Below are 13816 nucleotides of genomic sequence, written 5' to 3' on the forward strand. Positions count from 1 at the left end.
CGGCACCGGATGTATCGACTCACCACCCTTACCGCCATCGACGAGGTCCCAGCCGCGGATTGGAACGCTCTGGCGGGCGACGACCTACCCCACCTGCGGCACGAGTTCCTGGCCGCCATGGAGCACCACGGCTGCGTCGGCGAGCGCTTCGGCTGGCTGCCGCGGCACTTGGTGCTGCGCGACGACCAAGACCGCGCCGTGGCCGCCGCGCCCTGCTATCTCAAGTTCAACTCTTACGGGGAGTTCGTCTTCGACTGGGCTTGGGCCGATGCCTACCGCCGTGCCGGCGAGCGCTACTACCCCAAGCTGGTGGTGGCCTCTCCCTATACGCCGGCCACCGGCCTGCGCATCCTCACCGGCGACACCCCGGAGCGCCCGGCGCTGGCGGCGGCGCTGATCAAGGGCTCGGTGCAGGTGGCCGAGCGCTTGGGAGTGTCCGGTCTGCACTGGCTCTTCACCAGCGATACCGAGATCGACTGGGCCCGTGAGCAGGGCCTGATGCCGCGCCTCGGCTGTCAGTTCCATTGGCATAATGCGGGCTATGGGAGCTTCGACGACTTCATCGCCACCTTCTCGGCGGAGAAGCGCAAGAAGGTCAAGCGCGAGCGGCGCCGGGTCGCAGAATCCGGCATCCACATCCGGCGGGTGCGCGGCGACGCCGTGACCCCGGCAGAATGGCGAACCTTCCATCAGCTCTATGAAGACACCTTCGACAAGCGCGGCGGCCTGCCGACCCTCAGCCTGGCGTTCTTCGAGGAGATCGGGCGCACCATGGGCGAGAACCTGCTGCTGGTGCTCGCCGAAGAGACCAACCCGGCGGGCGCGCGCATCGTCGCCGCCGCCTTCTGCCTGATGGGGGCGGACAGCCTGTACGGGCGGCACTGGGGCTGTTTCAAGGACTATCACAGCCTGCATTTCGAGGCTTGCTACTATCAGGGGCTGGAGCACTGCATCGAGCACGGGCTCACCCGCTTCGAGCCCGGCGCCCAGGGCGAGCACAAGGTGGCCCGCGGCTTTCTGCCCGCGCGCACTTGGTCGGCGCATTGGATTGCCGACCCGCGCTTTCGCCAGCCCATCGGCGCCTTCCTAGAGCACGAGATCGACGCCGTGGAGGACTACATCGACGAGATGAGCACCCACAGCCCCTACAAGGCCGCCGACCCGCAACCCAACGGCAACCGCCCGGCGCAGGCTTGAACCGAACGAGTCGCCATCTGCCCTACCTGTTGGCGCCCAACGACCCGAGCGCCAGCTTTCCGGACGTCGGCGAGGCGCTGGCGGACCCGGACGGGCTGCTCGCGGTGGGCGGCGATCTCAGCGTCGCGCGGCTCGTCAACGCCTACCGCCACGGCATCTTCCCGTGGTTCAGCGAGGGCGACCCGATCCTCTGGTGGTCACCGGACCCGCGCACGGTGCTGCGCCCGCCCGCCCTGCGGATCTCTCGCAGTCTGCGTAAGGTCCTCAAGCGCCGCAGCTTCGGCGTCACCATGGACCGGGACTTCCCGGCGGTCATCAATGCCTGCTCAGCGCCCCGCGCCGACGGCGGCGGCACCTGGCTGGTGTCGGAGATGATCAGCGCCTATCGGGCGCTGCATGTGCACGGAGTCGCCCATTCCGTCGAGGTCTGGCAGGATGGCACACTCGCCGGCGGGCTGTACGGCGTTGCCATCGGCGGTATCTTTTTCGGCGAATCCATGTTCACCCGCGTCGACAACGCCTCCAAGGTGGCCCTGGTGCATCTCTGTCGCTTCCTGGACACGCAAGGCTTTGCGCTCATCGACTGCCAGGTCCTCACCGGGCACCTGCTGCGTATGGGCGCCGAGCTGCTGCCCCGCGCCCGCTTCGTGCGCCTGGTGGAGCAATACCGCGACCAGCCGACACCGCGCGGCTCCTGGGATGACGGCGCCGTCACCTTCCCGGAGGCCCCGGCGCCGGCCGGTACGGTAACGGAGGTCCGGCATGCGCGATGACCGCCCCGCCCGCGGGGACCTGCAGCTCTATCTCACCGGCGAGCACGAGTGCTCTTACATCGACGGCCTGCGCGCGCGCACCTTGTTCGTCGATCCTCTAGCCCACATCGACGCCGCCCGCGCCGAGTGGCTGCAGCAGATCGGCTTCCGCCGCAGCGGCCAGCATTTCTATCGCCCTGCCTGCCGCGGCTGCCAGCGCTGCGTGCCGGTGCGGGTACCGGTGGACGCCTTCAGGCCGAACCGCTCCCAGCGCCGCAACGCCGCCCGCAACGACGCCGAGCTCAGCGTCGTCGCCCGCCCGGCCACCCTGGTGGCGGAGCACTATCAGCTCTACGAGCGCTATCTGCTGCACCGCCACGGCGACGGCGACATGGCCGACGACGTTTCGGTGGAGACCTACGCCCGCTTCCTGCTCGCGCCTTGGGGCGGACACACGCGCTTCCTGGAGCTGCGCCGCGAGCTGGACGGCGAGAGCCGCCTGATCGGCGTCGCCGTCACCGACTTCTTCAGCGACGGCCTCTCGGCGGTCTACACCTTCTTCGACCCCGCAGAATCCCACCGCGCCCCAGGCACCTATGCGGTGCTCGCGCAGATTCGCGAGGCCCGCCGCCTGGGCCTCGACTATGTGTACCTGGGCTACTGGATCGGCGAGAGCCGCAAGATGGCTTACAAGGACGGCTTCCGACCCATCGAGGCCTGGGACGGCCGCGAGTGGCGGCGCTACGGCAAGGGCGAGACCATCCGCTTCTAGCCCCGCGGCGGCTGGCGCCGCCGCGGGCTGGACGGCCGCGTCGGTCTGCGCAATGCCTGGGCGGTGCAGCACCCTCGAACATTGGCATCGACGGCGGCTCGCGCAGCCGGCTGTGCTATCATGGTGGGCTTGCGAGGCGGTGGCCGTGATGGTCCCGGCGCCGATCCCCAACTTTTTTCAGATCGAGTGGTGGCGACGCGGCTGCGGCGCCGGAACCGAAGTACTAACCCAAATCCATGGCAAAAGAAGACGTTATCACGATGGACGGCGTGGTCATGGAGACCCTGCCCAATACCATGTTTCGCGTAGAGCTGGAGAACGGTCATATCGTCACGGCCCACATCTCCGGCAAGATGCGCAAGCACTACATCCGTATCCTCACCGGCGACAAGGTCACCGTGGAGCTGACGCCCTACGACCTGAGCAAGGGCCGGATCACCTACCGCGCACGTTGAGGCGCGCGACCGGTCCACACCGGATGTCGTCGTTCAGAGCCACCGAAGCAGATTTCGGCGCTCGCGTGAGCCGTTGAGTCCTCGGCCTGTCCGAGGCCGCTCCCAGGTTCCAAGGCCGGTCGATCCAAGCGTCGCGATCACCGTGACGGTGGTTTGGCAGCCATTCAGACGTGTGCGTGCGCTTACCGGCGGCAGCAGCGACCCTGGCTGGGTCGAGCGCCCCGCGCCGGCGTCAACCCTGGCCCGCGCGCCGGTGTGCACAGCGGACGTTGCGACACGCTGGGGCTGACACGAAAAGACCGCCAGTCACGGCGGTCTCGATCATCAGCGGGGCCAGTCCCTAGCCCCTAGACACTCGCCCCTCGACCCTTCTTCTAAGCCGTCGCCTTCTCGGCGTCGAACGTGAAGGTCAGCTCATCGTCCGGGCCGAGCTTGACGGTGACGGTACCGCCGTCGGCGAGCTCGCCGAACAGCAGCTCGTTGGCGAGCGGCTTCTTGATGTGGTTCTGGATGATACGCGCCATGGGCCGGGCGCCCATTTTCGGGTCGTAGCCCTTCTCGGCCAGCCAGGCCTTGGCATCCGGCTCCACCACCAGGGCCACCTTCTTCTCGGCCAGCTGCTGCTCCAGCTCGAAGACGAACTTGTCGACGACGCTGGCGATGGTGGTCTGGTCCAGGGCGCCAAACTGCACCACGGCGTCCAGGCGGTTGCGGAACTCCGGCGTGAAGTATTTCTTCAGCGCCTCCATGGCATCCGTGGAATGATCCTGCTCGGTGAAGCCAATGGAGCGGCGGCTGGTCTCCTCGGCGCCGGCATTGGTGGTCATCACCAGCACCACGTTGCGGAAGTCCGCCTTGCGGCCGTTGTTGTCCGTCAGCGAGCCGTGGTCCATCACCTGCAGCAGCAGGTTGAACACGTCCGGGTGGGCCTTTTCGATCTCGTCGAGCAGCAGCACCGAGTGCGGATGCTTGGTGACCTCTTCCGTCAGCAGGCCGCCCTGGTCGAAGCCGACATACCCTGGAGGCGCGCCGATGAGGCGCGAGACCGTATGCCGCTCCATGTACTCGGACATGTCGAAGCGAATCAGCTCCATGCTCAGGATGCGCGCAAGCTGGCGCGTCACCTCGGTCTTACCGACGCCGGTGGGACCCGTGAACAGGAAGGAGCCGATGGGCTTCTCCTCGTTGCCGAGCCCGGAGCGGTTCATGCGGATGGCCGAGGTGAGCGCATCGATGGCCTCGCCCTGACCGTAGACGACCATCTTCAGATCCCGGTCGAGGTTCCTGAGGGACTCGGTGTCGGACATGGACACCTTCTTCGGCGGGATGCGCGCGATCTTGGCGACGATGGCCTCGACGTCAGCCACGTCGATGCGCTTCTTGCGCTTGGCCGCCGGGCGCAGCTGTACATTGGCGCCGGCCTCGTCGATGACGTCGATGGCCTTGTCCGGCAAGTGGCGGTCATTGATGTACTTCGCCGAGAGCTCCGCCGCGGCCCGCAGCGCGGGGTTGGTATAGCTGACCTGGTGGTGCTCCTCGAAGCGCTTCTTGAGGCCCTTCAGGATCTCGAAGGTCTCCTCCACTGTCGGCTCATGCACGTCGATCTTCTGGAAGCGGCGGGTCAGCGCCCGATCCTTCTCGAAGATGCCGCGGAACTCCTGGTAGGTGGTGGAGCCGATGCAGCGCAGCTCACCGGACGCGAGCACGGGCTTGATCAGGTTGGATGCGTCCATGACCCCGCCGGATGCGGCGCCGGCACCGATGATGGTGTGGATCTCATCGATGAACAGGATCGCGCTGGGCCGGCGCTTCAGCTCGGCGAGCACGGCCTTGAGGCGTTTCTCGAAGTCACCGCGGTACTTGGTGCCCGCCACCAGAGAGCCTAGGTCCAGCGCGTAGATGACGGCATCGCCGAGCACGTCGGGCACGTCGCCGTCGATGACCTTCTTGGCGAGCCCTTCCGCGATGGCGGTTTTGCCCACGCCGGCCTCACCCACCAGCAGTGGGTTGTTCTTGCGCCGCCGGCAGAGGATCTGCGCAGTGCGCTCCACCTCGCCGCTGCGCCCGATGAGCGGGTCGATCCGGCCTTGGCGCGCGAGCTCGTTCAGGTTGCTCGCGAAGTTCTCCAACGCGCTGGAGGATTCTTTCTCCTCGGGCCGCGGCTCTTCGGCTTCGGGCTGGGACTCGTCGTCCTGCTCTTCGCCCGGCACCTTCGAGATACCGTGGGAGATGTAGTTGACAACATCGAGCCGGGAGACATCCTGCTGGTTCAGCAGGTAGACCGCCTGGCTGTCTTGCTCGCTGAATAGTGCCACCAGCACGTTGGCGCCGGTGACCTCTTTCTTGCCGGCGGACTGCACGTGGAAGACGGCGCGCTGGAGCACGCGCTGGAAGCCCAGCGTCGGCTGGGTCTCGCGCGCGTCGCCTTCGGCGATCAGGGGCGTGGTCTCGTCGATGAAGGTGGCGATGTCCTTGCGCAGCTTATCGGCATCCGCGCCGCAGGCCCGCAGGACCTTGGCCGCCGTCGGGTTGTCCAGCAGGCAGAGCAGCAGATGCTCGACGGTCATGTACTCGTGCCGCTTCTCGCGCGCTTCCTTGAAGGCGTGGTTCAGGGTGAATTCGAGCTCTTTACTCAGCATGTTCTGGACCCTGGATAGCGTTGGGTGCAAGAAAGGGGTGCAGGAAGCCCGGCGATGCAGCTTGCAGCAGATACGACGGGGATCGGATGCGTGCGTCTGCTGTGGCGCGTGACTGCGCTGAGGCCGAGCGCCGAGGCGACGGCGACCAAGCGGGCGCTTCGACAGCCGGCGCTCACGCTTCCTCCATGGTGCACAGCAGCGGATGGTGGTTCTCGCGACTGAAGTCGTTGACCTGGTTCACTTTGGTCTCGGCTATGTCACGGGTGAAGACGCCGCAGACGCCAACCCCCCGGGTGTGCACATGGAGCATCACCTGGGTGGCCTTCTCGCGGTTCATGCGGAAAAAGGTCTCCAGTACGTGCACGACGAACTCCATCGGCGTGTAGTCGTCGTTGACCAGCAGGACCTTGAACAAGGGCGGGCGCTTCAGCGCCGGCTTGGACTCCTGGACGACGAGACCCGAGTCCTGGTCTTCGTTTGGATTCCACTCGCTCATGGCTTCGGTTTGGCGCGACTGGGTCTGGGTACAAAGGTTGGGTGGAAGTGATGGCTTGGCTGCCCTGCGCCCAGCCCTCGGGCAACGCCGACTGATTGACGCTGCCGATGCAGGGCAGGATGCCCCGCTGTTTTGAGCGGCGCAAGCCGCTCCAAATCTAGGAGCAGGGGCACCGCGCCTTCTGGCTCCGTGCCGATGCCGGCCACGCAGCGGCAGCCGTCGGTGTCTCCCCAGGGCGGCAGCGACAGCGCTTTGGAGACGGTTTTGGCGCCGCGGGCGCCTGCCGTATCGCCGTGCCCCGCAACCGGCTTTTATGGGTCGACCCGGCCATGTGCTCACTGCTTTTTGCGGTGGCATGCAATGTGCCGTGCCGTCGCCGCGTCTGCTCCTTTAGTGAGGGCTTCAGGGTGAAAAATACAGCCCCCGACCGCCTGCGTCTATGCCCGCGCCTGCGAGAACATCGGGCTCATCCGCAGCCCCTTCTGCCGCACCGCCCGCGCCGCCGATGCCTCGGCAATCACTTCGATTGACCATGTGAATCAGCAGACTATACTTCGGCGTTATGGTGACCGACCGGTGGCGCCCGCCAGCCTGTCTGCACCCGGCGGCGAGCGGCCCGATAAGGGGTCGACGGCGCCGACAACAACGACCGACTGCCACCCACGAGAGTACCGCGCCACAGCGGTCAAAAGCACTGGAGGAGTTGCCGCCATGATGACAGGTGTCGTTAAGTGGTTTAACAACGCCAAGGGATATGGTTTTGTGAAGCCGGATAACCGTGACGAGGACGTCTTCGTCCACTTCTCGTCCATCGAGATGGAGGGGTACAAGACGCTCAAGGAGGGCCAGAAAGTGGAGTTCGAGGTGAACCAGGGCCCCAAGGGTCTGCACGCCGCCAAGGTGCAGCGCGCCTACTGATCGCCAACCCGGACGCCGGCACCGCCGGCGCCCGGCTCCCCTCCCCGGCAGTTCATCGCGCCGCGAACGGCGCAGCCCGCCGCCGTCGCCTTACATCTGGCTGACCACCGCCTCGCCGAAGCCCGAGCAGCTCACTTTGGTGGCGCCCTCCAGCAGCCGCTCCAGGTCGTAGGTGACGGTCTTGGAGTAGATCGCCCCCTCGATGCCCTTGATCACCAGATCCGCGGCCTCGGTCCAGCCCAAGTGGCGCAGCAGCATCTCCCCGGAGAGCAGCAGCGAGCTCGGGTTCACCTGATCCTTGCCCGCATACTTGGGCGCCGTGCCATGGGTGGCCTCGAACATGGCGACGGTGTCGGAGATGTTGGCCCCCGGCGCCATGCCGATGCCGCCCACCTGGGCCGCCAGCGCATCGGAGATGTAGTCGCCGTTCAGGTTCAGGGTGGCGATAACGTCATACTCCTTCGGGCGCAGCAGGATCTGCTGCAGGAAGGCGTCGGCGATGACGTCCTTGACCGTGATCTCGGTGCCGGTGCTCGGATTCTTGAAGCTGCACCAAGGGCCGCCGCCGATCTCCTCGGCGCCGAATTCTTCCTTGGCGAGCTCATAGCCCCAGGCCTTGAAGGCGCCTTCGGTGAATTTCATGATGTTGCCCTTGTGCACCAGGGTCACTGACGGCCGATCGTTGTCGATGGCGTACTGGATGGCCTTGCGCACCAGGCGCTTGGTGCCCTCGCTGGAGACGGGCTTGACGCCGATGCCCGAGGTCTCCGGGAAGCGGATCTTGGTGACGCCCATCTCTTGTTGCAGGAACTCGATGACCTTCTCCGCCTCCGGCGAGCCGCTCTGCCACTCGATGCCGGCGTAGATGTCTTCGGAGTTCTCGCGGAAGATCACCATGTCGGTCTCTTCCGGGTGCACCAGCGGGCTCGGTGTGCCGGCGAAGTAGCGCACCGGCCGCAGACACACATAGAGGTCCAGCTGCTGGCGCAGCGTGACGTTGAGCGAGCGGATGCCGCCGCCCACGGGCGTGGTGAGCGGGCCTTTGATGGAGACCACGAGCTCCTTCACCGCCTCCAGCGTCTCGTCCGGCAGCCAGACATCCTCGCCATAGACCCGGGTGGACTTCTCGCCGGCATAGACCTCCATCCAGGCGATGCTGCGCTCACCGCCGTAGGCCTTGGCGACCGCGGCGTCGAGCACGTCCTTCATCACCGGGGTGATATCGATACCGATGCCGTCGCCCTCGATGTAGGGGATGATGGGGCGGTTGGGCACCTGGAGGCGGTTGTCGGCACCGACGCCGATGCGCTCGCCATCCGCGGGGATCTGGATGTGTTGATAGGCCATGCTGCAAGTCCTCGGAAAGGGCGCCACCGGCGGCGGCGGTGTTGGTTGGGAAGCGCAAGGATGGAAACCAGCGGAATGACTGCGATGTTAACACCCGTGCGCCGGATGCCGCCGCCGCGATGGCCCGCCTGATTCTGTTCAACAAGCCCTATGGGGTGCTGAGCCAGTTCACGGTGCCGGGTGCCCAGCCGGGCGCCGCGCCGGCAAGCGCACCGCCTACCCTGGCCCGCTACATCCAACAGCCGGGCGTCTACCCCGCCGGACGTCTGGACAAGGACAGTGAAGGCCTGCTGCTGCTGACGGACGACGGTGCGCTGCAACACCGCATCACGCATCCGGCGCACAAGCAATGGAAGCACTATCAGGTGCAGGTGGAGGGGGCGCCTACGGAGGCGCAGCTGTCGCTGCTGCGCAAAGGCGTCGAGCTGAAAGACGGCAGAACCAGACCAGCGCGTGTGCGGCGCATCGACCCGCCGGATCTCTGGCCCAGGGACCCGCCCGTGCGCCATCGCAAGAGCGTCCCGGACGCGTGGCTCGAGGTCGCCATCTGCGAAGGCCGCAACCGCCAGGTGCGCCGCATGACCGCCGCGGTCGGCCTGCCGACGCTGCGGCTGGTGCGGGTGGCCGTCGGCGACTGGCGCCTGGACGGGCTCAGGCCCGGCGAGCTCCGCGTCCTGTGTGTTCCTGCACCGCGCCAACGCGGTCGAGCGGGGTCGAGCCCAGGCCGACGGCGGAGCTGAGGACACGCAGACTCACCGGCCTCTGCCTCCCAGCCCCCGGCTCCCGGCCCTGCTGCGGGCGTCAAGCGCTCGCCGGCAGCTCGGTCTGCTCGAAGACGTTGTCGACGGTGAGGATGCCGTCGCCAAAGTCGGCGGTCCAGGCCGGCGGGACCACAGAGCGCGCACCGGTGGCGACGATTACGGCATCCGCGGTGATCTCGCGGTCGCCGACGCGCAGCCGCTGGGGATCGAGCAGTTCGGCATAGCCCTCGATGAGGTGATCCGCGTCCATCTCGTCGGTGGTGTTGGCGAGTACCAAGTCCACGAAGGTATCGCGCAGATCCCGCACGTGCTCCAGCGCCGCCGGGCGATCCAGCGCGAGCGCGTCGCCCCCGCTGACGCCATAGCGCTCCAGCTTGTCACGCTGTTTGTAGGTGTCCGCCAGGTGGATGGCCACCTTGGACGGCATGCAGCCGATGCGGGCACAGGTGGTGCCGAGGGGCCCGCCGTTGATGAGCACCCAATCGTCCGTGACCTTGCGAATCTCTTTGATCGCGTTCAAACCGGCGTGTCCCGCACCGATCACCGCCACCTTCACGTGCGTTGTCATGATCTCTACCCCGTCGCTGAGCTGCTGGTAAGCGCAGCACAGCCGCCCGATACCGGGGGACGACCGTTGTGCGCATGCGCCCAATCTACGTTCGCGACGCGTGCGCGATTCGGGATTAATACCGGGAGATCCGTCAGAAAAGGCCGACAGCGTCAGTGGGGCATGGCGCCCCCATCCGCCCCCGGCGCATGGCTTAGCGCCCGGATGCCGGTGTCTGCCTTGCCAGGACGGGAGACCCCATGCACTGGCTGACAAGTGCCCGCTGGCCGGTCAGGGTGCTGCGGTCAGCTTGGCGTGCAGTCGCCGGGCCTGCGCGGCCTCCGGGAAGTCCTGCCCCAACAACGGCAGCAGGCGCCTGGCGGCGGCCTCCGGCTCGGCGACCGCCACGAGGGCACGGGCGTAGTGATAGGCAATGGTCGGGTTGGGCGACGCCTGTGCGGCACGCGCCAGCACCCGCCGCGCCGCCTTCGCCTCGCCCACGGCGAGGAGTGCCACGCCCAGGGTGTCCTGAATTTCCGGATCATGCGGGCTTGCGCGCTCGGCGAGCTTGGCCAAGCGCAGCGCCTCGCGCGGGTCGTCTTCCACCAGGAGGACCGCCAGGTTGTTGGCGGCCAACGGCTGCCCCGGCGTGCGGGCGAGCGCCTCGCGATAGGCCGCAATGGCCGCGGCACCATCCTGGCGCCCGAGGGCCAGCGCACCCAGCAGCAGATAGGTCTCGGTGTCGGCGCTGCCCGCGGCGGCTGCATCCTCCAGGATGGCAAGCGCCTCGTCGCGCCGGCCCTCGGCGTGCCGGGCCCGCGCGAGCCCGACCAGATAGCCTGCCCGCTGCGGCTGTGACTGCACCAGGCGCTCGTAGGCGGCTGCTGCCGCGCCGGGCTCACCGCGGTAGAGCGCAAAGCGCGCCGCCGCCTCCAGCACGGCCGGGTGCTCTGGCGCGGTGGCAGCGGCATCCGTGAGCCAGCGCTGGCGCTCGGTGTCACTGCCCAGCCGCGCCAGCATGGCATCGAGCTGCGCCACCGTCAGGCGCTCGGCGCCGGGCAGGCCAAGGCCGGTGAGCAGCGCCCCGCGCGCCTCATCCAGCTGACCGACCTGGACACGCGCGCCGGCCAGTGCAAAGCGCACGGCCGCGGAGTCCGGCACCAGCTCGGCGACTTTGCGCAGGCTCGCCACCGCCGGCAGCGCTCGGTCCAAGGCCAGCAATGCCTCCGCCTCCAAGAGTAGCCGGCCCGGCTGCGGTGTCTCGGGTGGCGCCTCCTGAATCAAGAGTAGGGCCTCGCTGGGCTGGCCTCGGGCCAGCAGGGCGCGCGCCAGCAGGGCGCGGATCGCCAGGGTCTGCGGACTGGCGGCAACGCCGGCGCGCAGCCGCTCGAGGGCGGCGGCATCGCCCGCCTCGGCCCCTTCGAGCTTGGCCAGCAGCAACAGCGCAGCGGCGTTGGACGGGTCGCGCTGCAGCAGCTCCTCCAGGGTCTGGCGCGCCGCCCCGAGCCGCTCTGCGCCTGCGTGCAGCACGGCCAGGCCGAGCGCGGCGTCCGCGTAATCGGGGGCGAGGTCGAGCGCCCCGCCGAGATCGAGCCGGGCGCCGTCGGTGTTGCCCTGCGCCGCCTGCACAACGGCGCGGACCGCATAGGCCAACGGCGCCTCGGGCAGCGCCGTCACGAAGTCCTGCGCGGCGGCCTCGGCGGCCTCCAGATCACCAGCCTTGAGCAGCAGCTCCACGAGCCGCGTCCGGGCCCGGGCAGCCTGGGGGTATTGCTCGATGAGATCTCGCACCGCAGCGACGGCCGCCTCGCTTCGGCCCTCGGCCTGCAGCCGACGTGCGCGGAGCAAGGCCTCGGCGATGACGGCGTCCGCCGCCATGGGTGCGGCTGCACCCTCGTCACCGTCACCTGCCGCGAGCGCGCCCCCGAGCGCCCGGCCCTGGGCGTGCCTTGCCTGTGTATACAGTGTCAACAGCTCCGGCGCGGGCGTCGGCTCGACCACGAACGGCGCAAGCAGTTGCTCCACCGCGGCATGATCACCGCGTGCCAGCCACAGCTCCGCCAGCAGGGCCGCCACCTGGGGGTCCTGCGGCCGCGCTTTGCGCAGGCCGGCGAGCAGGCTCTCGGCGGCAGCGTCCTGCCCGAGCTGCCAGTTGGCGACCGCCGCATAGTAGAGGGCACTGGCCGCGGCCGGCTGCTGCTCCAGGAAGGCGCGCAAGTGCCGCAAGGCCTCGGCCGGCGCCCCGGCGGCGAGGCGCAGACGCCCGACCACGTAGTCGATACCGGCAAAGCCGGGGACGTCGCGCCGGACTGACTCGATATCCTGTTGCGCCGACGCCGCATCGCCGAGCTCCAGCGCGGCCAGGGCACGGCGATAGCGCAGGGCCCAGGTACTTCGGGCCCAGGTCAGCGCGGCACTGTAAGCGCGCTGTGCGGCGGCGAAGTCGCCCTGCCGCCAGGCATCGTCGCCGAGCGCGGACCAGGCCTGTGCCAAGTCGCTGCGGGCCTCGGTTGCCTGCTGCAGGAGCGCCGCCGCCGCATCCGGCTCGCCGCGGCGCCGCGCCAGCTCGGCGAGGCCCACCAGGGGGCGGGCGCTGTCCGGGTCGGCCGCGGTCGCATCCTGCAAGGCACGCTCGGCGGCCTCGAGGGTACCGAGCGCCGTCAGGGCCTGACCGCGAGACGTCAGCAGCCAGGCACGCACGCGGGCATCGGCGCCGGCCGGGACGGTCTCGGTGAGGCGCAGCACGGCCTCGGTGTCGCCCTGCTCCAGCCGCGCTGCCGCCAGCACGGCACGGGCCTTGGGGTCGTCGCGGTCGCGCAACAGCGCCGCTGCCGACTCGTTGCGGCCGTCGTCGAGCAGCACGCGGGCCAGCAGCAGGCGAGCCTCGGCATCGTCCGGGGCATCCTGCAGCACGGACCGCAGGCGCTCGGTGGCGGCCTGGACATCGCCGTAGCGCCAGGCCTGCTTGGCGGCGGCGAGGGCCTCGTCCGCGGCGCCGGCGGTGCCTGTCAGCAAGACACCGAGCAATACCAGGGCCAATCGGACCATGGTGGCTTCAGAGCCCGTGGCTGCGCCGCCTTAGGCGACAGGCGCCGAGCACGCCAAGCCCCAGTCCCACTAGCCACATCGCGCCGGGCACAGGAACCGACACGGTCGCATTGGAACGGTCGAGGTAACGCGAATCCAGAGCATCCAGGTCGTCTTCCGTGCTCAGCTTGACATCCAGCAGCCCGGTGTTCGGGTCGCCCGTCCAATCGGCATAGTCCCGATCATCGACGAACCGCAGCGGCGTGCTGCGCTTGTGGTTCTGCTCCCTGGTGTCGACGTCGAAGATCAGTGAGAACAGGACCAGGGTGTTGTTGACGTCAGGCTCTTGGAGCGCAAGCAGCTCGTCGCGGAACAGGAACGAGGCCTGCGAGAAACGCAGCGAGCCTTCGTTGATTGTGCCGCCAGGCGTGATATCCGGAACGCCCAGCACAGGCCCTTCATAGGCGCCAAGGCTGGGGCTGGGATGGTCGGCCCGGTAATCCCAGAGACTGTTACCAGTTTCGGGCGGTCCGGAGTCGTATTCGAGGGGGTCGGCGTTCTCCACTTCGAAGAGTGCGGTCGGATCACCCAGCCGATCCGTGAACCCCCCGAAGCTCGCCAGCGTCATGATGGAGCGGTCATAGATCAGCCCGAAGTCATAGGCCGCGACGGCGATGTCGTCCGAGGTGTCGCCCGGCGTGCCGTTGTCGAGTCCGGATATCTGCACGTCGAATGCGGCCTGCGCGGTGCCGCCGCCTTCGAGATCGCCAAACTTGTAGGCGGGCGGCGCCAGCTCGAGCTTGACGACGGCGCCGGCGGACCAGGGCAGCAGCAGCAACAGCGCCAGCAGCGGACGCTTCAGCAGGGGGAAGAGGGACATAGGGGGCTCACCGAAGGATTGATGT

At 68.2% G+C, this 13816-nt stretch carries 12 protein-coding genes; 6 read left to right on the top strand and 6 right to left on the bottom strand.

Annotated features, from left to right (window positions below):
• The first annotated feature begins 9 nt into the window (after positions 1 to 9).
• From CKO31_RS03315 to infA, 4 genes are all read left to right on the top strand, one after another.
• Positions 10 to 1197 (top strand): GNAT family N-acetyltransferase, encoded by a 1188-nt coding sequence (locus tag CKO31_RS03315; RefSeq protein ID WP_200234061.1) that lies wholly within the window; start codon positions 10 to 12, stop codon positions 1195 to 1197.
• Complete coding sequence (aat, locus tag CKO31_RS03320) at positions 1194 to 1970, top strand: leucyl/phenylalanyl-tRNA--protein transferase (protein ID WP_438873998.1); 777 nt, start codon at positions 1194 to 1196, stop codon at positions 1968 to 1970. Before CKO31_RS03315 ends, aat begins: the two co-directional genes overlap by 4 nt.
• Entirely contained in the window at positions 1960 to 2721 is a 762-nt protein-coding gene (locus tag CKO31_RS03325) for an arginyltransferase (RefSeq protein WP_200234063.1), read from the top strand. Before aat ends, CKO31_RS03325 begins: the two co-directional genes overlap by 11 nt.
• Positions 2722 to 2957: 236 nt before the next feature.
• On the top strand, positions 2958 to 3176 hold the full coding sequence (gene infA / locus CKO31_RS03330) for a translation initiation factor IF-1 (RefSeq protein ID WP_200234065.1): 219 nt from the start codon (positions 2958 to 2960) through the stop codon (positions 3174 to 3176).
• 374 nt (positions 3177 to 3550) lie between these two features.
• On the opposite strand, the gene clpA is transcribed toward infA, so the two are convergent.
• Complete coding sequence (gene clpA, locus CKO31_RS03335) at positions 3551 to 5815, bottom strand: ATP-dependent Clp protease ATP-binding subunit ClpA (protein WP_200234066.1); 2265 nt, start codon at positions 5813 to 5815, stop codon at positions 3551 to 3553.
• 172 nt (positions 5816 to 5987) lie between these two features.
• Entirely contained in the window at positions 5988 to 6311 is a 324-nt protein-coding gene (gene clpS, locus CKO31_RS03340; RefSeq protein WP_200234067.1) for an ATP-dependent Clp protease adapter ClpS, read from the bottom strand.
• 711 nt (positions 6312 to 7022) lie between these two features.
• On the opposite strand from clpS, the gene CKO31_RS03345 reads away from it, so the two are divergent.
• On the top strand, positions 7023 to 7229 hold the full coding sequence (locus tag CKO31_RS03345; protein ID WP_200234068.1) for a cold-shock protein: 207 nt from the start codon (positions 7023 to 7025) through the stop codon (positions 7227 to 7229).
• A gap of 90 nt (positions 7230 to 7319) precedes the next feature.
• Here CKO31_RS03345 and icd read toward each other — a convergent pair whose 3' ends face one another.
• On the bottom strand, positions 7320 to 8576 hold the full coding sequence (icd, locus tag CKO31_RS03350) for an NADP-dependent isocitrate dehydrogenase (protein WP_200234069.1): 1257 nt from the start codon (positions 8574 to 8576) through the stop codon (positions 7320 to 7322).
• 119 nt (positions 8577 to 8695) lie between these two features.
• Here icd and CKO31_RS03355 point away from each other — a divergent pair, with 119 nt between their 5' ends.
• Complete coding sequence (locus tag CKO31_RS03355; RefSeq protein WP_200234070.1) at positions 8696 to 9316, top strand: pseudouridine synthase; 621 nt, start codon at positions 8696 to 8698, stop codon at positions 9314 to 9316.
• A gap of 61 nt (positions 9317 to 9377) precedes the next feature.
• Here the strand turns inward: CKO31_RS03355 and CKO31_RS03360 are convergent, their stop codons facing one another.
• From CKO31_RS03360 to CKO31_RS03370, 3 genes are all read right to left on the bottom strand, one after another.
• On the bottom strand, positions 9378 to 9905 hold the full coding sequence (locus CKO31_RS03360) for an FAD-dependent oxidoreductase (protein ID WP_200234071.1): 528 nt from the start codon (positions 9903 to 9905) through the stop codon (positions 9378 to 9380).
• Between the two features lie 270 nt (positions 9906 to 10175).
• Positions 10176 to 12932 carry an XrtA/PEP-CTERM system TPR-repeat protein PrsT gene (gene prsT / locus CKO31_RS03365; protein ID WP_200234072.1) on the bottom strand — a complete coding sequence of 919 codons (2757 nt, stop codon included), beginning with the start codon at positions 12930 to 12932 and terminating at the stop codon, positions 10176 to 10178.
• Between the two features lie 7 nt (positions 12933 to 12939).
• Entirely contained in the window at positions 12940 to 13791 is an 852-nt protein-coding gene (locus tag CKO31_RS03370; RefSeq protein ID WP_200234074.1) for a hypothetical protein, read from the bottom strand.
• Positions 13792 to 13816: the final 25 nt, after the last annotated feature.

Origin of the sequence: Thiohalocapsa halophila (assembly GCF_016583825.1) — a bacterium.
GTDB classification, from domain to species: Bacteria; Pseudomonadota; Gammaproteobacteria; order Chromatiales; family Chromatiaceae; genus Thiohalocapsa; species Thiohalocapsa halophila.